Source organism: Veillonella rogosae JCM 15642, from assembly GCF_002959775.1.
Lineage (GTDB): Bacteria > Bacillota > Negativicutes > Veillonellales > Veillonellaceae > Veillonella > Veillonella rogosae.
Window position 1 is genome coordinate 1 of sequence record NZ_PPCX01000008.1, and the last position, 21661, is coordinate 21661.

The 21661-nt window shown below is 39.4% G+C and carries 25 protein-coding genes; 19 read left to right on the plus strand and 6 right to left on the minus strand.

The window, feature by feature from the left end:
* Positions 1-422 (minus strand): transposase-like zinc-binding domain-containing protein (locus VRHSUH09_RS03855; protein ID WP_420856580.1); only part of this gene is annotated, 422 nt, incomplete at its 3' end.
* A 339-nt stretch (positions 423-761) separates the two neighbouring features.
* Positions 762-1307, minus strand: a complete 546-nt coding sequence (gene rbr, locus VRHSUH09_RS03860) for a rubrerythrin (RefSeq protein ID WP_054748060.1) — start codon at positions 1305-1307, stop codon at positions 762-764.
* Between the two features lie 803 nt (positions 1308-2110).
* Between rbr and VRHSUH09_RS03865 the strand changes: the two genes are divergently transcribed.
* The 7 genes from VRHSUH09_RS03865 (at position 2111) to VRHSUH09_RS03895 (ending at position 5953) form a co-directional block, all read left to right on the plus strand.
* Positions 2111-2314: a DUF951 domain-containing protein gene (locus VRHSUH09_RS03865; RefSeq protein WP_004693828.1), complete on the plus strand. Its 204-nt coding sequence runs from the start codon at positions 2111-2113 to the stop codon at positions 2312-2314.
* Positions 2315-2323: 9 nt separating this feature from the next.
* Positions 2324-3355: a selenide, water dikinase SelD gene (gene selD / locus VRHSUH09_RS03870; RefSeq protein ID WP_105081440.1), complete on the plus strand. Its 1032-nt coding sequence runs from the start codon at positions 2324-2326 to the stop codon at positions 3353-3355.
* 112 nt (positions 3356-3467) lie between these two features.
* Complete coding sequence (yedF, locus tag VRHSUH09_RS03875; RefSeq protein WP_105081441.1) at positions 3468-4067, plus strand: sulfurtransferase-like selenium metabolism protein YedF; 600 nt, start codon at positions 3468-3470, stop codon at positions 4065-4067.
* Positions 4068-4178: 111 nt separating this feature from the next.
* Positions 4179-4436 carry a putative Se/S carrier protein gene (locus tag VRHSUH09_RS03880; protein ID WP_054748064.1) on the plus strand — a complete coding sequence of 86 codons (258 nt, stop codon included), beginning with the start codon at positions 4179-4181 and terminating at the stop codon, positions 4434-4436.
* 112 nt (positions 4437-4548) lie between these two features.
* Complete coding sequence (locus VRHSUH09_RS03885) at positions 4549-5259, plus strand: NAD(P)H-dependent oxidoreductase (RefSeq protein WP_105081442.1); 711 nt, start codon at positions 4549-4551, stop codon at positions 5257-5259.
* Positions 5260-5411: 152 nt separating this feature from the next.
* Positions 5412-5651, plus strand: a complete 240-nt coding sequence (locus VRHSUH09_RS03890; protein WP_009351847.1) for a GlsB/YeaQ/YmgE family stress response membrane protein — start codon at positions 5412-5414, stop codon at positions 5649-5651.
* Between the two features lie 65 nt (positions 5652-5716).
* Positions 5717-5953, plus strand: a complete 237-nt coding sequence (locus tag VRHSUH09_RS03895) for a CsbD family protein (RefSeq protein ID WP_009351877.1) — start codon at positions 5717-5719, stop codon at positions 5951-5953.
* An 80-nt stretch (positions 5954-6033) separates the two neighbouring features.
* On the opposite strand, the gene ychF is transcribed toward VRHSUH09_RS03895, so the two are convergent.
* From ychF to VRHSUH09_RS03910, 3 genes are all read right to left on the minus strand, one after another.
* Entirely contained in the window at positions 6034-7140 is a 1107-nt protein-coding gene (ychF, locus tag VRHSUH09_RS03900) for a redox-regulated ATPase YchF (protein WP_009352052.1), read from the minus strand.
* Positions 7141-7592: 452 nt separating this feature from the next.
* Entirely contained in the window at positions 7593-8564 is a 972-nt protein-coding gene (locus tag VRHSUH09_RS03905) for a diaminopimelate dehydrogenase (protein WP_009352093.1), read from the minus strand.
* A gap of 271 nt (positions 8565-8835) precedes the next feature.
* Positions 8836-10065 (minus strand): LL-diaminopimelate aminotransferase, encoded by a 1230-nt coding sequence (locus VRHSUH09_RS03910; protein ID WP_105081443.1) that lies wholly within the window; start codon positions 10063-10065, stop codon positions 8836-8838.
* Positions 10066-10270: 205 nt separating this feature from the next.
* Here VRHSUH09_RS03910 and VRHSUH09_RS03915 point away from each other — a divergent pair, with 205 nt between their 5' ends.
* The 7 genes from VRHSUH09_RS03915 (at position 10271) to VRHSUH09_RS03945 (ending at position 15480) form a co-directional block, all read left to right on the plus strand.
* Positions 10271-11452, plus strand: coding sequence for a multidrug effflux MFS transporter (locus VRHSUH09_RS03915; RefSeq protein WP_105081444.1), 1182 nt, complete (start codon positions 10271-10273; stop codon positions 11450-11452).
* 141 nt (positions 11453-11593) lie between these two features.
* Positions 11594-11878, plus strand: a complete 285-nt coding sequence (gene rpsF / locus VRHSUH09_RS03920; protein WP_004693799.1) for a 30S ribosomal protein S6 — start codon at positions 11594-11596, stop codon at positions 11876-11878.
* Positions 11879-11897: 19 nt separating this feature from the next.
* Positions 11898-12296 carry a single-stranded DNA-binding protein gene (locus VRHSUH09_RS03925; protein WP_009352155.1) on the plus strand — a complete coding sequence of 133 codons (399 nt, stop codon included), beginning with the start codon at positions 11898-11900 and terminating at the stop codon, positions 12294-12296.
* Between the two features lie 39 nt (positions 12297-12335).
* On the plus strand, positions 12336-12566 hold the full coding sequence (rpsR, locus tag VRHSUH09_RS03930; RefSeq protein WP_004693795.1) for a 30S ribosomal protein S18: 231 nt from the start codon (positions 12336-12338) through the stop codon (positions 12564-12566).
* Positions 12567-12984: 418 nt separating this feature from the next.
* Positions 12985-13848, plus strand: a complete 864-nt coding sequence (locus VRHSUH09_RS03935) for a substrate-binding domain-containing protein (RefSeq protein WP_105081445.1) — start codon at positions 12985-12987, stop codon at positions 13846-13848.
* Entirely contained in the window at positions 13841-14647 is an 807-nt protein-coding gene (locus tag VRHSUH09_RS03940; RefSeq protein WP_105081446.1) for a 4Fe-4S binding protein, read from the plus strand. The genes VRHSUH09_RS03935 and VRHSUH09_RS03940 overlap by 8 nt, the downstream gene beginning before the upstream one ends.
* Before the next feature lie 2 nt (positions 14648-14649).
* Positions 14650-15480, plus strand: a complete 831-nt coding sequence (locus VRHSUH09_RS03945; RefSeq protein WP_009351997.1) for a radical SAM protein — start codon at positions 14650-14652, stop codon at positions 15478-15480.
* 152 nt (positions 15481-15632) lie between these two features.
* Here VRHSUH09_RS03945 and VRHSUH09_RS03950 read toward each other — a convergent pair whose 3' ends face one another.
* Positions 15633-16790, minus strand: a complete 1158-nt coding sequence (locus VRHSUH09_RS03950; protein ID WP_105081447.1) for an aminotransferase class V-fold PLP-dependent enzyme — start codon at positions 16788-16790, stop codon at positions 15633-15635.
* A 120-nt stretch (positions 16791-16910) separates the two neighbouring features.
* Between VRHSUH09_RS03950 and yedE the strand changes: the two genes are divergently transcribed.
* The 5 genes from yedE (at position 16911) to VRHSUH09_RS03975 (ending at position 21555) form a co-directional block, all read left to right on the plus strand.
* Positions 16911-17972, plus strand: a complete 1062-nt coding sequence (gene yedE / locus VRHSUH09_RS03955; RefSeq protein WP_105081448.1) for a YedE family putative selenium transporter — start codon at positions 16911-16913, stop codon at positions 17970-17972.
* Between the two features lie 17 nt (positions 17973-17989).
* Positions 17990-18238 (plus strand): putative Se/S carrier protein, encoded by a 249-nt coding sequence (locus VRHSUH09_RS03960; RefSeq protein ID WP_105081449.1) that lies wholly within the window; start codon positions 17990-17992, stop codon positions 18236-18238.
* Positions 18239-18701: 463 nt separating this feature from the next.
* Positions 18702-19388, plus strand: a complete 687-nt coding sequence (locus VRHSUH09_RS03965; protein WP_009351854.1) for a carboxymuconolactone decarboxylase family protein — start codon at positions 18702-18704, stop codon at positions 19386-19388.
* A gap of 162 nt (positions 19389-19550) precedes the next feature.
* Entirely contained in the window at positions 19551-20210 is a 660-nt protein-coding gene (gene trmB / locus VRHSUH09_RS03970) for a tRNA (guanosine(46)-N7)-methyltransferase TrmB (RefSeq protein WP_009352075.1), read from the plus strand.
* A gap of 1 nt (position 20211) precedes the next feature.
* Complete coding sequence (locus VRHSUH09_RS03975) at positions 20212-21555, plus strand: FtsW/RodA/SpoVE family cell cycle protein (protein WP_105081450.1); 1344 nt, start codon at positions 20212-20214, stop codon at positions 21553-21555.
* Positions 21556-21661 lie beyond the last annotated feature (106 nt).

Consider the following 21661-nt stretch of genomic DNA (forward strand, 5'->3'; position numbering starts at 1 on the left):
ACTTTAGGTTCGGCAATCCGTTCCATTAAACACTGCCAAGCTCTAGCATGCTCATAACGACAGACATACCATCCTAGAACATGAGTATCATTGCAACAAATCAACACACATAAATTCCTAGCTAAGTAAATTCCATCAAGATATACCACATCATGTACTTCTTCCACTTTTGGTGGCAATGGCCATATGGACCAAAATTTAGCGGTTTTACGCCTGAATGTACGACCTTTACCAGGCATATCAGCTTGAATATTGGTGCTGAATAACCAATTCAAGAATAGGCTTAACTCTTTACTTAAATTATTAATTTTAACGGTAAATGCCACCTTACAATGTTTGCAAAACCAACGCTGAGAACCAGATTTTAAAACACCGTGTTTAATACATGTTTCATTACAATCAGGACATTTTATTTGTCGCATAAACTCTTCCTCCATATTTGTTTATATATAGGAAGATATAACCTCATTTTAGTCAGTAATTACAAGGGGTGATTGATGTTTTCACACACACTTTTTGTCCACCCTCAAACTTCTCCAGAAAAAGATTAAACCCTTATAACACTAGTAAATATCTAGTGTTATAAGGGTTTTCACACACACTTTTTGTCCTATAAGCCAAAAAAGACGATGACTTGAGTCATCGTCTTTTTATTAAGGAAGTTGTCAGTACTTACTGTAAGATTAAGTGTACTTACATGTATAGTTTCATTAAAATCTGTACTTACAGGTTGTTAGTTTAGTTAGTGTAGTACTTACAGATTAGATGGATTCAACGAAACGGTGGAAGAAAGCTTGTGGGTGAGCACATACTGGGCAAACTTTAGGAGCTTCTTCACCAACGTGTACATAGCCACAGTTAGCGCAGATCCAAGCTACTGGTTGGTCGTTGTGGAATACTTTGTTACCAGATACTTGAGCTGCTAATGCAAGGTAACGAGCTTCATGACGAGCTTCGATTTTACCAACTTCGCGCATTTGGTAAGCGATTTTTGCAAAGCCTTCTTTTTCAGCTTCGTCAGCGAAATCTTTGTACATTGTAGTATGTTCGTAGTTTTCACCAGCTGCTGCATCACGAAGGTTAGCTTCGATATCGGAAGATACGTCGCCACCATGAAGAGCTTTGAACCACAATTTAGCATGAGCGGATTCGTTGTGAGCTGTTTCTTCGAAATAATCAGCGATTTCGTTCATGCCAGCTTTACGAGCTGCTGCTGCGTAGAAAGTATATTTTTGGAATGCTTGGGATTCGCCAGCGAATGCTGCTTGAAGATTTTTTTCAGTGTTTGTACCTTTTAATTCAGCCATTTTAATACTCCTTTGTACTTACGATAATTTTCAAATTTGTTACTTAACTTATATATTCATAACCACTTGGTTGTGAATTCAAATAATAGAATACTTATTCTACAAGTTTCGTGGGCGACTTCGCCTTGGTAAGAAAACTTATTCTTAAATCAAATAGACACTTGTCTAATTCTTAAAATAGTACTTACTTGTTTGTGTTTTTCGGCACTTGCCGTCTTAACAGTTTTATATACAATGTGATATCCGTATACTTAACGAATAATCATTGTTGACTATATTGTAACATACTAAATGAGAAATGCAAGTGTTTTTGTAAAATTTATTTCGAAAATTTTCTAAATGATAAATATTATCAATGTAGTAAGAATGCGGTTTTTTAAAGAATGGAAAGTATGGGATTTACAAAAAATAGCCATTTTGATATTGAGAATGATAACTAAATGAAAAATCATTATTGATTAGCTATTGATATTATTTTCTTTAGATGTACTAATAATTCCTCATAATATAGAGCTTGTTAGCCAAAATTATTTTTGGCTTATAACTATAAAATGTTAAATATAATTACTGATCAACAGGTAAGCGACATATAAATCAAAGTTAGAAATCGTAAAACAGAACAGAATAAACTAAATAAGAACGGTAAATAGAATAAGATAGAATAAATAGATTCAGTAAAATAAATAGAATAAATAGTATGTTGTTATATATAAGAGGGTTGAACTATAGAATTAAGATATATTTATAGAATCAATTGATTTATGTATAATAAGTATATACATACTAACGTAAAAGGAGGCGCTATGGCATTTGTTAGATATTATGTAGGCGATGTGGTGAAGATGAAAAAATCACATCCTTGCGGTAGTGACGAGTGGGAAGTGAAGCGTATCGGCACAGATTTTCTCATCGTATGTAACGGCTGTGGTCATCAACTGCTGATGCCGCGCCCTAAATTTGAAAAAGCTGTCAAGAAAATCGTTTCTCGATTGCCAGAGAATGAGTAAGGAGGTCTTATGGTACGACTTACCGACTATGTGACAAATGGGGGCTGTGCGTGTAAGATCGGTCCGCATATATTAAATCGTGTTTTAAAAGCAGTGACACCTGTTACAAATGACCAAGTCTTAGCGGATATGACTGGTTCTGATGATGCAGGTGTATATAAAATTTCTGATACATTGGCATTGGTACAGACTTTAGATTTCTTCACCCCTATGGTGAATGATCCCGTTTTATTTGGTAAGATTGCCGCTGCTAATGCATTAAGCGATGTGTATGCTATGGGTGGAACTCCATTGACTGCCATGAACATCGTAGGCTTTCCAGTACCTCTTGTTGAGCAAGGAATATTAACAGACGTGTTAAACGGCGCGGGTTCAATTGTCGCCGAATCTGGTGCAGCTATCGTAGGTGGCCATAGCATAGAAAATAAAGAACCCATCTTTGGTATGTCTGTGACAGGGCAAGTAAATCCTAATTGTATTTGGAAAAACAAAGGGGCCCAAGTAGGGGATGTATTGGTACTAACAAAACGTATTGGAACAGGTATCATGAATAATGCGCTGAAAGCAGATTTATTCCCTGTAGGTACAGAGCAAGCTGTCACTAGCATGAGTACGTTAAATCGGGTGGGAGCAGAGGTGGCTCACAACTTTACCATCCATGCTTGTACGGACGTAACAGGCTTTAGTCTAATGGGACACTCTGTAGAAATGGCTAGTGCCTCTGATGTGACAATACACATTAAGGCTTACGACATTCCTCTCTTTGATGATGTTATCGAAGCGGCTCAAATGGGATTAGTACCAGCTGCGTCCTATGGGAATCGCAAAGCTATAACAGACGTTCAAGTAGATCAGGCTTTGGACCCTGTATGGATGGATATTCTCTTTGATCCCCAAACCTCGGGTGGTTTACTTTTCTCTGTTCCTGCTAATGAAGGTGAACAACTCGTAGAGGCGTTACATAAGGCTAGTATAGACTGTGCGGCTATTATTGGTAGTGTTGAAAGCTTTAGTGGATTGGCTGTACGCGTAACGGAATGACATTAGGAACAATATAATATAGTGCTTAAGATGTTAAATTAGATATTATTAGCTAGTAGCTGATAGCTAATACTTTTACAAAACATATAATGTATATATAGAGAGGTGCATGATGAGCAATACAAATGAATTAACTGTAGATGTGCGTGGTAGCTTGTGTCCAAAACCAGTGATTGAAACTAAGAAGGTTAGCGATGCAAATCCAGATGCTGTTATTACTACTATTGTAGATAATGAAGTGAGTCGCGATAATGTAGAGAAGTTCGGCAAGTCTCGTGGTTATGGTGTGGCAATCCGCCAAGATGGTAAGGATTTCTACCTCACTATGACCCCTAATGATAATCCAGTAGCAGATGGTAGTTGTGAACCAATGAGTTATGGCAACCGTGTCATCTTGATGACAAAAGACTATCTTGGTGAAGGTAGTGAAGAATTAGGCCGTAACCTAATGAAAACGTTCTGGGTATGCATGCTTGAAGCCGATGTAAAACCATCTAAAATCTATTTCATCAACAGCAGTGTTAAGATGGTTGTAAATGATTCTGTTCATTTAGAAAATATAAAAAAACTAGCTGATCTTGGTGTTGAAATTGCAGCATGTGGCATTTGTCTCGATTATTTTGGGGTAAAAGAAGATCTTGGCGTAGGTAGTATTACAAATATGTACGCTATTACGGACTCTATTCTTGGGGAGAATTTAGTTAAGTTATAATTCTTATCACTGATATTTTAACAGACAGATTTAGACGAGATACCTTAGCTTTAAATGGATAGTCAATGTTATAACAATGTAATGGTAGATGCTATGATAGGAGGTGAGGCCTTGGAAAATAAAAAATTGCTAGTCGTCTTTACGTCCTATTATTTTGGCGATAAAGCAGACAAGATACTAACAGAATTAGCGGTGCCTCATCAATTGATGGCTACACCTCCAGAGCTTTACGATATGTGTGGTTTATCTGTGCAAATAGATCCAAGTATTGTAGAGCAGGTTCAGACTATTTTAAAAAAACATAAGATTAGTACATCTGGCCTCTTTTGGTATGAAAAAGGTGAGCTAGCTGTACCATATAAAGCCTAGACATCGTCTAGGCTTTTTCTTGTTTTTTATTAAAATTTTCATTCTTCTGTAATTTAACGGCTAACTATGGTACTATAAATATATGATATTTTTTATCATTATGGAGGTATATATGAGCAAGTATGAAATAGAAAATGTAAAATTAACAGCCCCTAAATTGGATCGTAACGATTTAGAGTACGCTATGACCTATCGCTATGCTTGTAAGAAGTTTGATAGCAATAAGACAATCTCTGAAGAAGACTGGAATGCTATTTTAAGAGCAGCTCGTTTGGCACCTACATCCCTTGGTTTTGAGCCTTTTGAATTGCTAGTTATTCAAAATCCAGAAATTCGGGAAAAAATGAAAGCTCATGGCTGGGGCATTCATGCGGGCCTTGAAGCAAGTCATTTTGTAGTATTCTTAACACGTAAAAAAGTAGATTTGGAGTTTGACTCTCCTTATGTACGTTACATTCAAGAAACAGTTAAGCAATTGCCTGCAGAAATTGATGCGGTATATCGTGAAAAATATGCTCAATTTACAAAAGAAGACTATAAAACATTTGAATCTGAACGTGCTGCTTTTGATTGGTCCTCTAAACAAGCGTATATCGTTATGGCGAACATGATGACAATGGCTGCTTATGAAGGCTTAGATTCTTGTCCATTAGAAGGCTTCAATCAAGATGACATGACCGCACTCTTAGGTGATGAACTTGGCCTGTTTGATACTAAACACTTTGGCATTGCTGTAATGGCTGCCTTTGGTTACCGTGATGAAGAACCACATCGCAATAAAACGCGCCGTACTTTAGACGAAATTGTAACAGTAGTTGAGTAGATCATATATGTAGAACTAAATCGAAATTCTTCATTTAATCTTTAAAATTGAATGCTATATTATAAATATACAATGATTCTAAAATATTTATAAAAACTGCATTATTTGATAGGATTTATGAATATTTTGATTAAATAGGAAGGAGTGATTGTATGTTATGGTCAATTATTGTTGGTGGTTTTATCGGGTTCCTAGCTGGTGCCATCACTAACAAAGGCGGTGCAATGGGCGTTATCGCTAACGTTGTTGCTGGTTTAATTGGCTCGTCCGTAGGTCAGTCCCTATTTGGTACTTGGGGTCCTAGCTTAGCAGGAATGTCCTTAATTCCATCTGTATTGGGTGCAGTAATTGTTGTTGCTGTAGTCTCATTTTTCTTCGGAAAAAAAGGATAGCCCTTTACTTATAAAAGTAGATTTTATATGGTTAAACGTGATTTTACATGAAAGGAGTCACAATTATGGCATTAGATGATAAATTAGATCAAGTTAAAGGTGCAGTAAAAGAAAATGTTGGCAAATTAACTGATGACAAACAAATGGAAGCAGAAGGCGTTGTTGAAAATACAGTAGCAAAAGTAAAAGACGCTGCTAATGATATTGCAGATGATGTTAAGAAAGCTGCAGATGATGCTAAAGATGCTGTAGAAGGTGCGATTAGTGGCCTTAAAAATGCATTGGGCAATGATGACAAATAAAATTAAATAAAAGTTTTTTGTAGCATTAAAAAAACCAGTAAATCGTTCGATTTACTGGTTTTTATTGTTATTAATTTGTATTATACGTTGAAGCGGAAGTGTGTTACGTCGCCGTCTTTCATAACGTATTCTTTGCCTTCTAGGCGTACAAGGCCTTTTTCTTTAGCCGCATTTTGGCTGCCACAAGCTTGTAAGTCATCGAAGGATACGATTTCAGCACGGATAAAGCCTTTTTCAATATCGGAGTGGATTTTGCCTGCCGCTTGAGGCGCTTTTGTGCCGTTTACGATTGTCCATGCACGAGCTTCCATTTCACCAGCCGTGAAGTAGTTGATAAGACCTAATAGTGCGTAACTTGCTTTAATAAGCTTAGTTAAGCCGGATTCTTCAAGACCAAGATCTTCGAGGAATGCAGCGGATTCTTCGTCGGATAATTCTGCGATTTCAGATTCGATACGGGCGGAAACAACTACGATGCCAGCACCTTCAGCTTTTGCGTATTCTTCTACGCGTTTTACATGTTCGTTAGCGGAGTAATCAGCTACTTCGTCTTCGGACACATTAGCAACGAAGAGGGATGGTTTAGCTGTGAGCAAAGTTAATTCTTTGATCATTTCTAATTCGTCTTCGTTAAGACCTTGTGCACGAACTGGTTTAGCTTCGCCAAGACCTTCAATGATGCGCTCTAGTAATGGCAATTCAGCACGAGCGTCTTTATCACCAGATTTAGCGATTTTTTCAATACGTTGTTTGCGTTTTTCTACGGACTCAAGGTCAGCAAGACAAAGTTCAGTATTGATGATCTCGATGTCGCGGATTGGATCGATAGAACCTGCAACATGAGTGATGTTAGGATCCTCGAAGCAACGAATAACTTGAGCAATCGCATCTACTTGGCGGATGTGGCTAAGGAATTTATTGCCTAAACCTTCACCTTTGGACGCACCTTCTACGAGGCCTGCAATATCTACGAAGCGCATAGCAGCAGGAAGGATGCGTTTAGAACCAAACATTTCAGCCAATACAGCTAAACGGTTATCTGGAACGTCAACGACACCTACGTTTGGCTCGATTGTACAGAATGGATAGTTGGCAGCTTCAGCGCCTGCTTTTGTAATGGCGTTGAATAATGTACTTTTACCAACGTTTGGAAGGCCTACGATGCCTACTTCTAAATTTGTGCTCATGGTACCACCTTTTATTAACTAATTGATTTCGTTCTTTGTGAAAGTTTCCGTAGAAACTCTATCAAATAAATATTATATCATATAGAAGCTATAAATTTGTACTAAAAAAGTGACACCATTAGTCACATAGGTGACTAGTAGTGTCACTAAATACATTTACAGAAAGATTGATAAATAATATATTGATGTCGAGGCCTCTAGATGTGTCAGTTCTTGCTAATTAATCGCTACCATTATCATGGCGGCAAAATAGACTGACTATCTAGTACACCTAGCTTTCTACCGCTAGAATGAAAAAGGGCCTGACCCAGTAGAATCAAGCCGTTTCTTCAAATTTTTACCTATAGAAACAAGGCTGACGCTACTAAACATCTATGCCTCACTTCTTGTAATAGTATACCATATAAGAAGACAAAAACCCACACTGAGGTGTGGGTTTTTTGTTATATTTCTTATAGAGAATGTGCTCTCAAGTCCGCAGCAGATTGTGTAGAAATCCAAGCTGGTGGAATGTCGAATACTGTGTAGCAACCTGTTCCGCCGTGTTTAGCAAGGCGGTAGATGCCACGTGCGTAAGCAACGAGGGCAGAACCTGTGAATTCAGGGTTGGAATCGAGTTTCAAAGAGTACTCGATAACGTGACGAGTGCCATCTGTACTTTCACCAGAGCGAAGCACGAAGCCACCATGTGGAATACCTTTGTGGTCGCGATCAAGTTCTTCTTGAGAAATGAAGTTTACTACAGTTTCATAACCTACGAAGTAGTTTTCCATAGTTTTGATTTCATTTTCAATTTTAGCTTTGTCCGCATCAGGAGCAGCTACTACGTAGCACTCACGAAGGTGACCTTTGTAGCCATCAACGTCAGGAGTTTGACCGTTGCGAATCTCTTCTAAGTATTGCTCTTTAGGAACAGTGTATTGACGAGCATCAAGAACACCATCAAGACGACGGATTGCGTCGGAGTGACCTTGGGATACGCCGCGGCCCCAGAATGTGTAGGATTTGCCTTTTGGCAAGATTGCTTCAGCGTAAACGCGTTGCAAGGAGAACATGCCTGGATCCCAACCGCAAGAAATCAATGTAGCAGTCTTAGCTTCTTTAGCTACTTTGTCTACATTTGCAAAATGCTCAGGGATACGTGCATGTGTATCGAAGGAATCAATACAGTTGAAATATTTAGTTACCATTGGTGTTTGTTCGATAAGGTCTGTTGCAGAACCGCCACAAAGAACCATTACATCGATTTTACCTTTGAAATTAGGAATATCTTCCATAGAGTAAGTAGGTACACCAGACACAGTTTCAATACCTTGACGGCGAGAGAATACGCCTACGAGCTCCATATCAGGTTGTAATTGAACGGATGCTTCTACGCCACGAGCCAAGTTACCGTAGCCAACGATACCAATACGAATATTCATATTAGCCTCCTATATAAATCGATAAATTTAATAATTAACATAACTATTATAGCACAAAATAAATGTATTTGATATTTTTCTATAGAATTTATTGTGGTGGATTAGAGAAGCACTTAATACATAGAGGAGTATATCGATTTTGGTACAACTATATAGATACATTGCGTTTTGTTATAAAGGTCAAACTAAATAATCATATCTATGAAGGCATGGAAAAGACCGATTATCTTCCTATTATAGGATTGCAATCGGTCTTTTTGTTTTATCGGTATTAGAATTGTAACGTTTTGATTCTTTCAACAGCGCGAATAGTATTTTCACGGCTACCAAAAGCTGTTAAACGTAGGTATCCTTCACCATGAGGGCCAAAGCCAGAGCCTGGTGTAGATACGATTTGAACCTTTTCAAGTAAGATATCGAATAATTCCCAGCTAGTCATGTTGCCTGGTGTTTTGAGCCAAATGTATGGAGCATCTACGCCACCATATACAGTAAGGCCGATAGATTCTAGACCTTCTTTGATGATGCGGGCATTTTCTTTGTAGTACGCAATGTTTGCTTGTGTTTGTTCTCGGCCTTCCTTAGTGTACACTGCTTCAGCACCGCGTTGGATGATGTAAGGCACACCGTTGAATTTAGTGCATTGGCGGCGGTTCCACATAGGATTGAGGGCTTGGCGTTCACCGGATTTAGTTTTGCCTGTCACTTCTTTAGGCACTACTGCATAAGCACAACGTGTGCCTGTGAAACCTGCCGTTTTGGAGAAGGAACGGAACTCAATGGCTACTTCGCGAGCGCCTTCGACTTCGTAGATAGATTTTACAGTGTCTTCTGTGCTGATGAAAGCTTCGTAAGCGGAGTCAAACATTAAGATAGCGTCGTTATCTTTACACCATTTTACCCACTCTGCTAGACGAGCACGGCTCAATACCGTTCCTGTTGGATTGTTAGGGGAGCAAAGATATACAATATCTACTCTTTCAGAGGGAAATTCTGGAGAAAAATTATTTTCTGCAGAAGTAGGGAGGTATACAACCTTTTGGAAGATACCGTCTACAGCTTCGCCAGTACGACCACCCATAACATTGGAGTCTAAATATACTGGATACACTGGATCTGTAATAGCGATGACATTATCTTCGCTGAATAATTCTTGGATGTTGCCAACGTCAGATTTTGCACCGTCAGACACGAATACTTCGTCGATTGAAATATCTACACCTAATGGTTTGTAATCGCCATCAACGATTGCTTGGCGCAAGAAGTCATAGCCTTGTTCTGGGCCATAACCGCGGAATGTTTCTGCTTTGCCCATCTCCTGAACCGCTTTGCTCATTGCATCGATAATTGCAGGAACAAGCGGTAATGTAACATCGCCAATACCAAGACGAATAATATCTGCATCTGGATGTGCGGCTTGGTACTCATTTACCTTTTTTGCAATATTAGCAAATAAATAAGAACCTTGTAGATTTAAGTAATTTTCATTGATATTAGCCATGATGATTCCTTTCTAAATGTAACTCTCTTTACTATAGTAAAGGTTAAAAAGGATTTACGCAATAACTTTCTATAGAATTTTGAAGAGGAAAATTATATTAAAAATTTATATGTCCATATGTATATTTTTGATATAATGAATATATATTTAGTATAGTGCGGTTTATATGACAGTTCATATAGTTGAATATGGAAGTGGTGACTGTATGCATACGGTTAGCAATAAAAGTTGGCTTTTTATTTCTATATTAAGTGCTTTGATGGCGTTTACGTCGTTATCGACGGACATTTATTTGCCCGCCATGCCTGCTATGGGGCGCGATTTAAATGGTGATGCAGAGCTTACGATTACGGGCTTCTTAATCGGCTTCTCTTTGGCTCAGCTCTTTTGGGGCGCCGTCAGTGATAAAATTGGTCGGAAGAAACCTCTCATAATAGGGCTAGTTTTGTTTATAATAGGCTCTGTAGGCTGTGCGCTGAGTTCATCGATGATTGAACTGTTGGCATGGCGCGTATTCCAAGCTTTTGGAGCTTGTGTGGGGCCTATGTTATCGCGAGCCATCATTCGCGATCTGTATGGACGGACTGAGGCGGCAAAGATGCTGTCTACCCTGGCTATTGTTATGGCTATAGCACCTATTGCCGGTCCTTTGTTTGCCGGTCATTTGCTTGTGTGGTATACGTGGCATGCTATATTTTGGCTATTGGTTATTATAGGTGTATTCATGCTATTAGCCGTCCTATTGTTGCCTGAAACACATCCCAAGGAAAAGCGTAGCCGCAAGGATATGAGTCATACTTATATCAATTACTGGATCTTGTTGCGCAATAAAGAATTTATGAAATACACGCTTTGTGTAAGCTCCTTCTATATTGCAATCTATGCTTTTTTAACTGGTTCACCCTATGTGTACATCGATGTATTTGGAGTGCCTACAGAGTATTATGGCTATTTATTTTCCCTTAATATCATTGGTGTAATGCTCATGAGTGCAGTCAATCGGCGCATTGTAAGTGCCATGCGCCTCGATAAGTTGTTGCGCTATGCTACTATGTTTGCAGCCATATGTGTAACGATTGTTATGATTTTAATGTTTATGGGCGAACACTCTTTATGGCTTATTGTAATCGGCAGTTTCTTATTCTTCTCTATGAATGGTGTTATTGCAGCGGTTACCAATGCATTGGCATTAGAACGGGCTGGCAAGATGGCTGGCTCTGGTGCCGCTTTACTAGGGGCAATGCAATATGGTAGTGGTATTATTTCATCTTTGGTGTTAACATTCTTACCGAATAATTCGGCATACCCTATGATGTCTGTTATTACCATCTTTGTTATTATTTGTGCTATTCTAGCATTTCCTAGAGATAAACGATACGATCATTAATAATTGTGAAAGCAAGAACTCAAAATGGGTTCTTGCTTTCATCGTTTATTTAGGTTATAATAGTAAGGCTTATTGATGGTAAGCACTTCCTACCCCTATGTGTCGATAGGGGCATTAGTCCGAAAGAGGAGGTGATTTTGTATGAACAAATACGAAGTCATGTTTATTGTGAAACCCGCTGAAGAGGAAGCAACTAACGCTGTTATTGAAAAAGTAGAAGCTTTAATTGCTCGTGTAGGCGGCACAGTAGAAAAGGTAGATCGTTGGGGCAAGCGTCGTCTTGCTTACGCTGTGAAGAAATTCACTGACGGTTTCTATGTATTGATCAACTTTGAAGCAGCACCTGCTGAAATCAAAGAAATCGATCGTGTATTGAAAATCAACGATGAAGTCCTAAGACATCTAATTGTAAAACACGAAGCATAATTAAAGCCTGGAGGAAAACATGAACTCTGTACAAATTCTAGGTAATTTAGCTCGTGATCCTGAAGTACGTTACACTAAAACAGGTCGTGCGGTAGCCACTTTTACAGTAGCTGCAACAAACACCTATGTTGACTCTGCAACAAATGAAACGAAAGAACAAACTGCTTTCATCAACTGCGTTGCATGGGGTAAACTTGGTGAAGCGGCAGGCAATCTTCGTAAAGGCAGTCGTTGCTTTGTAGAAGGTCGTTTGCAAACTCGTTCTTACGAGACTCAGGACGGTCAAAAACGGTACGTTACTGAAGTAGTAGCGAACTTTGTGGGCCAATCCCTTGATATGAATACTAATTCTTTCGAAGGTGGGTCCAATTTTGATAGTTTCAGTACAGGCGGCGATGACGAAAACATCCCGTTCTAGTGTCAGGGACTCCTACTAATTCGAAAAGGAGGATTCGCAATGAGAAGAGATAGAGGCAGAAAGCCAAGAAGAAAAGTATGCGTTTTCTGTGCAGACCATATCGATCAAATCGACTATAAAGATGTTGCTAAACTTCGTCGTTTCACGACTGAACGCGGCAAAATCTTACCTCGTCGTATTTCCGGTACTTGCGCAAAACATCAACGCAAATTGACTACATCTATCAAACGTGCACGTGCAATTGCTTTATTGCCATTCACTGCTGAATAATTGATGAATCAAGGCGGTACAACCATTTGGTTGTACCGCCTTTTTGCGTTCTTTTAGGCAATATTGTCTTATAATGAATTTAAATCTTAAAGGGCAATGCGTGCTGTAAAGAGTTCAAATATAGTCTATAGCGCTGATTATCCTTGTTTACTATGCACTGAGCGTATAGCGGGATTTTGGCTTCATTAAACCTAAAAAAATAGCATATTCATCGTATACAATAAATATTCAATAAAATAGATATGGAGAGAATATCTTAAAATTTTATAATAATACCTTTAAAAATAGTATTTACATGACTAATCTATATAAATAAATTAATTAAACTTATGCATATCATCGTTAAAACTTATGATTTTTATACTATAATGTGAGTATATGATTAGTACTGTAAAGTTCAGTGAAAGGTGGTAAGTACATGGGATTTTTGAAAAAGGATATATCCCGTCGCCAGTTTATTGGTGGTGCTTTAGCTTTAGCAGCCGCATCAGCGGTGCCGTCGTTTATACGAGGTGCCTATAAGCCAACACAATCTGACTCATTACAAGTGTGGACTTGTGGCGGCTTGTCGGAAGCGTTCCTTGATTTAAACCAAGTTTATACAATGCACACGGGGCACAATATTCAGTATACTGGTGCCTTTGCAGGGGCTATTGGTAAATCCTTGTTGGCTGAGAAGAGTCGCACAGAAGTCTTTGGGGCTCGCGGCTTAGATCTAGCGAAAAATATGCGCAAAAAAGGCGTAAGTATGGCTTTTGAACCATTATGTTTTACGGATTACGTTATCGTTACACCTAAGGGGAATCCCGCAGGGATTCGGGACTTGAAGGATATGGCCGAGCCTGGTGTACGCGTTATGTTGCCCCTAGGCGCATCTCCACCAGGTAGTGCATCTGTAAAGGGGATCATGAAATTATCTGGTTTGACCGATGGTATCATGAAAAACTTAATGGCTGAAAATGCTTGTGTAATTTCCATGATGTGTGATCTCGTAGAAGGTAAAGCCGATGTATCCATCATTGAAAAACGCCTTACCACACATGATCGGTTCAAGGATCGTATAGAGTACTTCTCCATACCTGGACAATTTGTGCCACCTGCACCGCTCACTTTCACTATTAATACAATGAAATATGTACAAGATCGTGCGTTGGCTGCCGATTATATTGAATTTACACGGTCCCAAGAAGGACAACAAATCTTAGAAAATCACGGGTTCACATCCGTTCATAGTGCGAGAGGTCTCGATTTGATAGAAAGGTTTGGTGTAAAAGATGTGTAATCACTGTCCGTCATCTACAACCTGTGGAACTCAAGTTAGTTCTGGTGTATCTGGAAAACAAGCTCCTAAGAATTTAACGCTTTGGCGTCGCATTGTACAGTTTATCTTCCTCTTTATTATGGGGAAATGGGTGTACTATGGCATATTCCGATGTCCTTATATTGTTCCCTTTGTGAACTGTGAAAGCTGTTCCATGATTACCTGCTGGGGCCGCATCACGACGTACTTTTATGCGTGGTGGATTATCTTGCCGATTATGGTCGTCTTCTTTGGACGTGCTTTCTGTAGCTGGTTCTGTCCAAGTGGGTGGGTGAACCAAATGCTGGGAAAAATATCTATGGGGCCACTAAGAAATCGTAAAAACTATATGCGTTTCCTTCAACTCGGCATGGTAGCAACTATAATTTTAGGGCTTGTAGTATATTTTAAATTTGGTAATCCTCGCATTATGATTCCCATTCGGACGAGCGATGAATATTTTAATGCTGTCATTTTATCTATGCAGTTCTCCGAATGGTATTGGGCGGCTCGTACTATAACGGTCGCATCTATTATTGCGGGTTCCCTTATTATCGCCAATGCTTGGTGCCGCTTTGTATGTCCTTTTGGGGGCGTAATGGAGTTGCTTCGCAAAATTTCTATTTTTAGAATTTTTAAAACAAATGATTGCGATAACTGTGATGCGTGCTTGCGCGTATGTGAAATGGGAACACGACCAAATGAAATGAATTGTACCAACTGTGGTGATTGCTTACATGTTTGCCATAAAGATGCTATTAGATTTGGTCGGAAAGGTTAATTATGAAAGAAATTCAAGGACAAAGTTTCCTACAAAATCATCCTTGTTACAACAAGGCCGCTTCTGCTAATTGGGGTCGTTTACATTTACCAGTAGCGCCGAATTGTAATATTCAATGTAATTATTGTAATCGTAAGTATGACTGTGCGAATGAAAATAGACCAGGCGTGACGCAGCATGTCTATACGCCACAAGAGGCAGCTGCCTTTGTGCGCAAGGTGTTTGATGCTCGTCAGGATATCTCTGTAGTAGGGATTGCAGGCCCTGGGGACCCTATGTGTGATGCAGACAAGACACTTGAAACCTTCCGCCTCGTGAAAAAGGATTTTCCTCATGTCATGCTTTGTTTATCTAGTAATGGTTTGGCAGTGCCTGATTATGTTAATGACATTGCTGACTTAGGAATTACGCATGTAACGATTACGGCTAATGCTATTGATCCAGAGATTGCAAAAAATGTATATTCCATGGTTCGCTATGAGGGTAATATTTACAAAGGAATCGATGGGGCCCGTATTCTACTAGAGCGTCAGGCTGAAAGTATCCGAAAACTAAAGGAAAAGAATATCATTGTTAAGATTAATACCGTAGTAGTGCCTGATGTAAATATGGACCATGTGCCAGCAATCGCTAAACAAGCAGAAGCTTGGGGCGTTGATTTGATGAACTGTATTGCCATGATTCCAGTTCACGATACGGCCTTTGAAAATCACCGAGGCCCGACTTCAGAAGAGATCGATAATATGCGTCAATTTATTGGCCACTATGTGCCGCAAATGACACACTGCAAACGCTGTAGAGCTGATGCTATCGGTCGTTTATGCGAAGCATAAGTGGACTCGATATTCTAGCTGCTGTAGTCTAAGCCTTATATGATTATTAGCTTTTAGGCTAGAAATAACTTTCATAACAAGTAAGAAATAAAATGTTTATGTCATAAGAAAAAGGCTATATACTCATGGTATATAGCCTTAACGGTTATGTATTATTTAGTATTTTTAACGATTCTATGTAGAGCAGATAATGCAGATTCCACATCTTTATGTGTGTTGGCATAGCCAAAGGAGAAGCGTACTGTTCCTTCTGGATAGGTTCCTAGTGTTCGGTGTGCTCGCGGGGCACAGTGGAGACCAACACGCGTCATGATATGATAGGTGGATTCTAGTTCGTAAGCAATACTCGCCGGGTCCATACCATCAATTGTGATGGATACGACGGCAGTTCTATCTTGGATATTCTGCTTACCAACGATGTTAATACCATCTATTGATTGCAATCCTTCTAGGAAGGCTTGTGTTAACGCTAGCTCGTGGTTGTGAATGTTATCCATTCCTTGTGACTCAATATAGGCGAGGCCTTCATTGAGCCCGATGATTCCAGGTAGATTTAACGTGCCTGCTTCAAAGGCGTCGGGCATATGGGTAGGCATGGTTTCTAAATGTGAGAAGCTGCCTGTACCACCAGCGATAAGAGGGGTTAAGTTTTGAGCCATTTCTTTGGTCAATATAATGCCACCAATCCCTTGAGGTCCCAATAAGCCTTTATGACCTGTAAAGCAAAGGGCATCAATATGACATGCTTTCACATCAATAGGAATAACACCTGCCGTTTGGGCGGCGTCTACAATAAATTGTAGATTATGAGTCTTGCAGATCGGGCCAATTGATTCGAGCGGTTGAATGGTTCCACATACATTGGACGCGTGATTGATAATTAGGGCTACTGTGTTAGGACGAATTAATGGCTCGATAGATTCTATTTGGATGGATCCTGTGGGGTCGCATGGAATAGTATCAAAGGCAATGCCTTTATCTAGCAGTTGGGTAAGCGGTCTCATAACTGCGTTGTGCTCCATTGAGCTAACGAGCACATGATCACCTGCTTTCAATAGGCCCTTGATGACCATGTTTAAGCTCATCGTCACATTTTGTGTAAAGATGACATGGGATGGATCATGCCCGTTGAATAAGGTATGTAGTCGTTGTCTCGTTGTATAGATAGTATCCTCTACATCATAGGCGAGGGAATAGGAACCACGGTTGATGTTTATACCCCGGTTCGTTATATAGTCCGCCATGGCACTAGCCACATTTGGCGCTTTAGGAAACGTGGTGCTCGCATTATCTAAATAGATATAGTTCATTGGTAATCTCCATGAATAATAAGATGTATTTATGGTTATTATATCATGAGTAGTATGCTTGATATGGTAGGAGCATATGCTCATATAGTTTTAGTGTAGTTAGTTTGAAAGGAGTTTATTATGAGTGGGTCTCATGAAAAACGAAATTTAATTATTGCAGGCCTTATTATTGGTGCTATCGCAGGATTCCTCGTATTAGCTGGAAATCCAGGTAATATGGGATTCTGTATTGCGTGCTTTGTTCGCGATACTGTCGGTGGTCTAGGTCTACATCGTGCTGCACCGGTACAGTACATTCGCCCAGAAATTATCGGTCTTATATTAGGGGCTTATGTATTGTCCATGATTCGTGGCGAGCACCAAAGTAAAGGTGGTTCATCTCCAATTATTCGATTTATTCTCGGCTTCTTTGTTATGATCGGTGCTTTGATGTTCCTTGGCTGTCCAATTCGTATGATTTTGCGACTTGGCGGTGGTGATTTAAATGCCTTATTCGGCATTGCCGGCTTTGCAGGTGGCATTGGATTTGGTACTATTTTCTTAAAACGAGGCTATTCCTTACAACGCACCTATGCGTTGAGCAAATTAGAATCTGCTATGATGCCTGCTATTCAAGTAGGTTTGCTCGTACTTGTGGTAACAGCACCAGCATTTATCTTCTTTAGCCAAAAAGGTCCTGGCGCTATGCATGCTCCATGGCTCATTTCTTTGGCGGCCGGCCTTGTAGTAGGTGGCTTATCTCAAGTTAGCCGACTTTGTACGGTTGGTGGCTTCCGCGATTTATTCTTGTTTAAAAAATCTATTCTTATTTTTGGGTACCTTGCAGTGCTTGTAGGTGTATTTGTTGTAAATATTAGTTTTGGTAATTTCCATCTTGGCTTTGAAAACCAACCGATTGCACATACAGATGGTTTGTGGAACTTCCTAGGTATGGCGCTTGCAGGTTTCTGTAGCGTGTTGCTTGGTGGTTGTCCATTACGTCAATTGATCATGACTGGTGAAGGTAACTCTGACTCTGCTGTAACAGTACTTGGCCTTGCAGCTAGTGCGGCGTTCGCTCATAATTTCGGTTTAGCTGCTTCCGGTGCAGGCCCTACACTAAATGGTCAAATCGCAGTCGGTGTTGGCTTTGTAGTGGCTCTTATCATTGCTATCCTTAATACAAAACGAGCAAATGCGTAGATTAGAAATGAGTGATTATGAAATATATTGCAACATTTTACTCTCACTTTGGCGCGATTCGCTTCAAGCGTGAAGCTCCTGAAGGGGTAACCAATATAGAACTCCGTCCAGTGCCGCGCGATTTGAGTTCCTCTTGTGGAACGAGTGCATCCTTTGATGCTGGTGAAAGCTTTACTTTTACAGAAGATCCAACGGATGAAATTGAACAAATCGTAGCTGTTACAGAGGGCGGTTATAAAACTATATATGAAAGTCCAAACAAATAAATATAAAACATAGAGTTTGCATTATATTTAATGTAAAATTTCTATTATTTAGTTAAGATGTGTAATTTATGGTACATAAAAGTAGATATTCCTTTTGGGGTATCTACTTTTTTTGTTTATACATAAAAAATGTGTATCTATATTTTAGTAATTGATTGTTAAAAATTGATGCCAATAAGTTTTAGTTTGCTAAATTATTAATTAATTGATATCTTTGATGAGCCCAGTAATCATGTACGCTCGTCCGTTCTTAAGGAGCAGTAATGATTCTATAAATTTTATAAATATATAAAACTTGTTAAAAAAATATAGATTTTTTTCGAATAGGACTATAAAAAATAGATGAAGTATTATATAATAATATCTACAGTATGTATTACAGTAGAATAAAATTGTTGTTAATGTATTCGTTTAATACAGTATTATACAATTAGTATTAATGATTAAGGGAGATTATAAGACGTTGAAAAGAGTATTAACCTTAACATTAGCCTTGGCCATCGTAGCCGGTGGCTATATGTTCGAGGCTAATGGGGCGGGAGAGCAGCCTTCTAAACAGGCACCGTCTATATCTGAGATAAACATATATACGCCTAAAGAACTCAATGCACGTCAAAAAGACTTGGTTGAAATTGGTCGCTATACAGCGTCTGGAGATCAAGGTGCATTAAAGAGTACAATTGCTTCTGCTATCGAGCGAGGTACGTTGACGCCGCAAGAGGTGAGTATTGCGATTCGTCAACTTTACTCTGCTGCGGGCTTGAAGCAAATGAATGCAGCTTTGGCTACATTTGATCAATTACGTGAAGAGCGTCCTGAGTTTGGCGCTGATTACGAAAAAATGGTTCCTAAGCAAACAGGTCTTAGTGCTTTATTGGGGAATGGCACTAATGGGGCTGCTTTAACAAAGCAGAAGACTGAGGAAGCTAAGGAAGGGGTTCAATATAATACGTTCCGTATGAAAAAGCCTAAACCTCAAAATCGTAATCGTTCTCGTCTAGGTAAATTAGACCGTGAATTGGTAGCAGCAGCAGCATTAGGTACTCGAGTTGGTAAAAATAACTTATTCAGTGCATCTGAAAAGAGTTTATCTGAGCTTGGCCTAAGTAAATATCAAATTGAAAATCTAGAATCTATGATTTTTGAATAAAATGTAGACCTACTTCTTTGGAAGTAGGTCTTTTTTATAGGGGAGAGAAGGGAAATGTAATTGACGTTTAAGGTCCCCTTTTCTATAATTAATAGGATAGGTATATGACCTGTAATAATAGATATAAATAATACATTATTGAAATAGATGTAAGGAGAAAGTATGCGCCTTCGTAGAAAACCGTGGATTGATGAAGCTATCCACGAATATGACTCTCATATCATTTTGTCTGGACATGAAGAACACAAAGGCAAATGGCGTGAGTTATTTGCTCATCCAGAGCGTCCATTATATATGGAGCTTGGTACGGGGAAAGGCCGCTTTATTGCGGGCATGTCTGAAGCATATCCAGATGCTAACTTTGTAGGTTTCGAAGTACAACTTGGCGTTATTTATTACGCAGCACAAAAAATTTTTGAAGGGGAACGCGATAATGCTAAGGTATGTCTCTTTGATATTGCAGGTATTGAAGAGGTTGTAGAACCTGGCGAAGTAGACCGCTTCTACATTAACTTTTGTGATCCATGGCCTAAAGCAAAACATGCTAAACGCCGCCTTACATATCACACATTCCTAGACCGTTATGCCCGTCTCTTAAAAGATGGTGGCGAAGTGCACTTCAAGACAGATAATGAAGGTTTATTTATGTTCTCTCTTGAAGAGTTTAAAGAATGCGGCTGGGAGCTTAAAAATGTAACATACGATTTACATAGTACGGATCTTCCAAATGTTAAAACTGAATACGAAGAGAAATTTAGTAAAAAAGGGCAACCTATTTTCCGCTTAGAAGCAGTTAAGCCAAAAGTACAAAAGGAGGCTTAATATGGAAACACCGAATAAGGGGGATAGTCGGTGGGGCTCACTCTTTAGAAATGATTTACAAGGTATGCTCTTGCCTATAGTACTCATTACTATTATTGGCAGTGTCAATATCTTTAGTGCCACCTATATCAGCTCTATTTATGAAAATACAGGGCTTTTAGGCTATTTCTGGAAACATATTGTCTTTTTGTTAATCTCATTGGCAGCAGGCATTATTTTATACCGCTATGACTATCGACAATTACAGAAGGATCATATGTTGCAACGCATTATGCTTGCTACGCTTGTTGGGTTAGTATTAGTACTCATCATGGGTGCCGTTATCAATGGTGCTCGTCGATGGATCTTAATCGGGCCTATATCTGTACAGCCTTCTGAGTTTGCTAAATTGGCGGCTCTTATATGGACTTCTGCTAAGTTGAGTAGCTTAAGAAAATGGGGTAAACCTCGACATACGAATCCGCTGATTAATATGAAAGGCTATTTTGGTGAGCGCATCAGTTATATGTTTCCTATGTTGAGTTGGCCAGCAGTATTTGCAGGGTTAACATTCTTTCAACCTGACTTGGGGACAACGATACTAATCTTTGGATTTTCCTTTATTCTGATTTATTTAGCCGGATTTGATGGAAAATTCTTTGGTGGTGCCTTTGCAGTAGCAGGTTTACTAGGCTTTATTGCGGCTCGTTCGTCGCCGTACCGGTGGGAGCGTATTCAATCTTGGTTTGACCCATGGCCTCATGCGCAAGATATGGGTTACCAAACTGTACAAGGTTTGTTAGCCGTTGGTTCTGGTGGCTTCCTAGGGGAAGGCTTTATGCAAGGTACATCCAAGTACTTTTATTTACCAGAAGCACATACAGACTTCGCTTTTGCTGTGTGGGCTCAAGAAATGGGGTTCCTTGGGGCTGTATTTGTTGTTATCTTGGTAGCAGCTTTCACCTACTATGGATTCCGAATTGCCAATAAGGCCCGAGATGAATTTGGTAAATGGCTAGCTATGGGCATTACCTTGCTCATTAGTGGTCAAGCCTTATTTAACATCGCCATGGTGTGTGGCATTATGCCTGTAACGGGTGTGCCATTACCATTTGTTAGTTATGGTGGTTCCTCTTTATTGATGAACTTTATGGCCATTGGTTTATTAGCGAGCATTGGCCGTCGTAATGTGGAAGGTGTAAAGCAGGTCGGTACAATTGAGGATTTACCATCCTTACGTGAGGAAACGCAAAGCCGATTCAAACCGGCTGCTCCCAAAACTCCTAAAAAAACGGAAATGCCTGGTCCTTTTAGACCGAAAACGGCTAAAAAGCCAACTCGTAGACGACCTAGGTCTGAACGTTGATATTTAACTTATGTAGTATAAGGTGAATATATTTAGTGTGGATTTATATAGCATCTCTTAAGAGGTGCTGTATAAATACAACGTATTTCTATTGTGTGTGAGGAGA

Bases quoted from the DNA above. Each gene is read 5' to 3' on its own strand.
- VRHSUH09_RS03905 (WP_009352093.1), bottom strand. From the start codon at position 8,564: ATGAATATTCGTATTGGTATCGTTGGCTACGGTAACTTGGCTCGTGGC.
- VRHSUH09_RS03910 (WP_105081443.1), bottom strand. From the start codon at position 10,065: ATGGCTAATATCAATGAAAATTACTTAAATCTACAAGGTTCTTATTTA.
- VRHSUH09_RS03975 (WP_105081450.1), top strand. From the start codon at position 20,212: ATGGAAACACCGAATAAGGGGGATAGTCGGTGGGGCTCACTCTTTAGA.
- VRHSUH09_RS03945 (WP_009351997.1), top strand. From the start codon at position 14,650: ATGAAAGAAATTCAAGGACAAAGTTTCCTACAAAATCATCCTTGTTAC.
- trmB (WP_009352075.1), top strand. From the start codon at position 19,551: ATGCGCCTTCGTAGAAAACCGTGGATTGATGAAGCTATCCACGAATAT.
- VRHSUH09_RS03890 (WP_009351847.1), top strand. From the start codon at position 5,412: ATGTTATGGTCAATTATTGTTGGTGGTTTTATCGGGTTCCTAGCTGGT.
- rbr (WP_054748060.1), bottom strand. From the start codon at position 1,307: ATGGCTGAATTAAAAGGTACAAACACTGAAAAAAATCTTCAAGCAGCA.
- VRHSUH09_RS03960 (WP_105081449.1), top strand. From the start codon at position 17,990: ATGAAATATATTGCAACATTTTACTCTCACTTTGGCGCGATTCGCTTC.
- VRHSUH09_RS03915 (WP_105081444.1), top strand. From the start codon at position 10,271: ATGCATACGGTTAGCAATAAAAGTTGGCTTTTTATTTCTATATTAAGT.
- VRHSUH09_RS03885 (WP_105081442.1), top strand. From the start codon at position 4,549: ATGAGCAAGTATGAAATAGAAAATGTAAAATTAACAGCCCCTAAATTG.
- VRHSUH09_RS03935 (WP_105081445.1), top strand. From the start codon at position 12,985: ATGGGATTTTTGAAAAAGGATATATCCCGTCGCCAGTTTATTGGTGGT.
- VRHSUH09_RS03865 (WP_004693828.1), top strand. From the start codon at position 2,111: ATGGCATTTGTTAGATATTATGTAGGCGATGTGGTGAAGATGAAAAAA.
- selD (WP_105081440.1), top strand. From the start codon at position 2,324: ATGGTACGACTTACCGACTATGTGACAAATGGGGGCTGTGCGTGTAAG.
- yedF (WP_105081441.1), top strand. From the start codon at position 3,468: ATGAGCAATACAAATGAATTAACTGTAGATGTGCGTGGTAGCTTGTGT.
- yedE (WP_105081448.1), top strand. From the start codon at position 16,911: ATGAGTGGGTCTCATGAAAAACGAAATTTAATTATTGCAGGCCTTATT.
- rpsR (WP_004693795.1), top strand. From the start codon at position 12,336: ATGAGAAGAGATAGAGGCAGAAAGCCAAGAAGAAAAGTATGCGTTTTC.
- rpsF (WP_004693799.1), top strand. From the start codon at position 11,594: ATGAACAAATACGAAGTCATGTTTATTGTGAAACCCGCTGAAGAGGAA.
- VRHSUH09_RS03925 (WP_009352155.1), top strand. From the start codon at position 11,898: ATGAACTCTGTACAAATTCTAGGTAATTTAGCTCGTGATCCTGAAGTA.
- VRHSUH09_RS03950 (WP_105081447.1), bottom strand. From the start codon at position 16,790: ATGAACTATATCTATTTAGATAATGCGAGCACCACGTTTCCTAAAGCG.
- VRHSUH09_RS03895 (WP_009351877.1), top strand. From the start codon at position 5,717: ATGGCATTAGATGATAAATTAGATCAAGTTAAAGGTGCAGTAAAAGAA.
- ychF (WP_009352052.1), bottom strand. From the start codon at position 7,140: ATGAGCACAAATTTAGAAGTAGGCATCGTAGGCCTTCCAAACGTTGGT.
- VRHSUH09_RS03940 (WP_105081446.1), top strand. From the start codon at position 13,841: ATGTGTAATCACTGTCCGTCATCTACAACCTGTGGAACTCAAGTTAGT.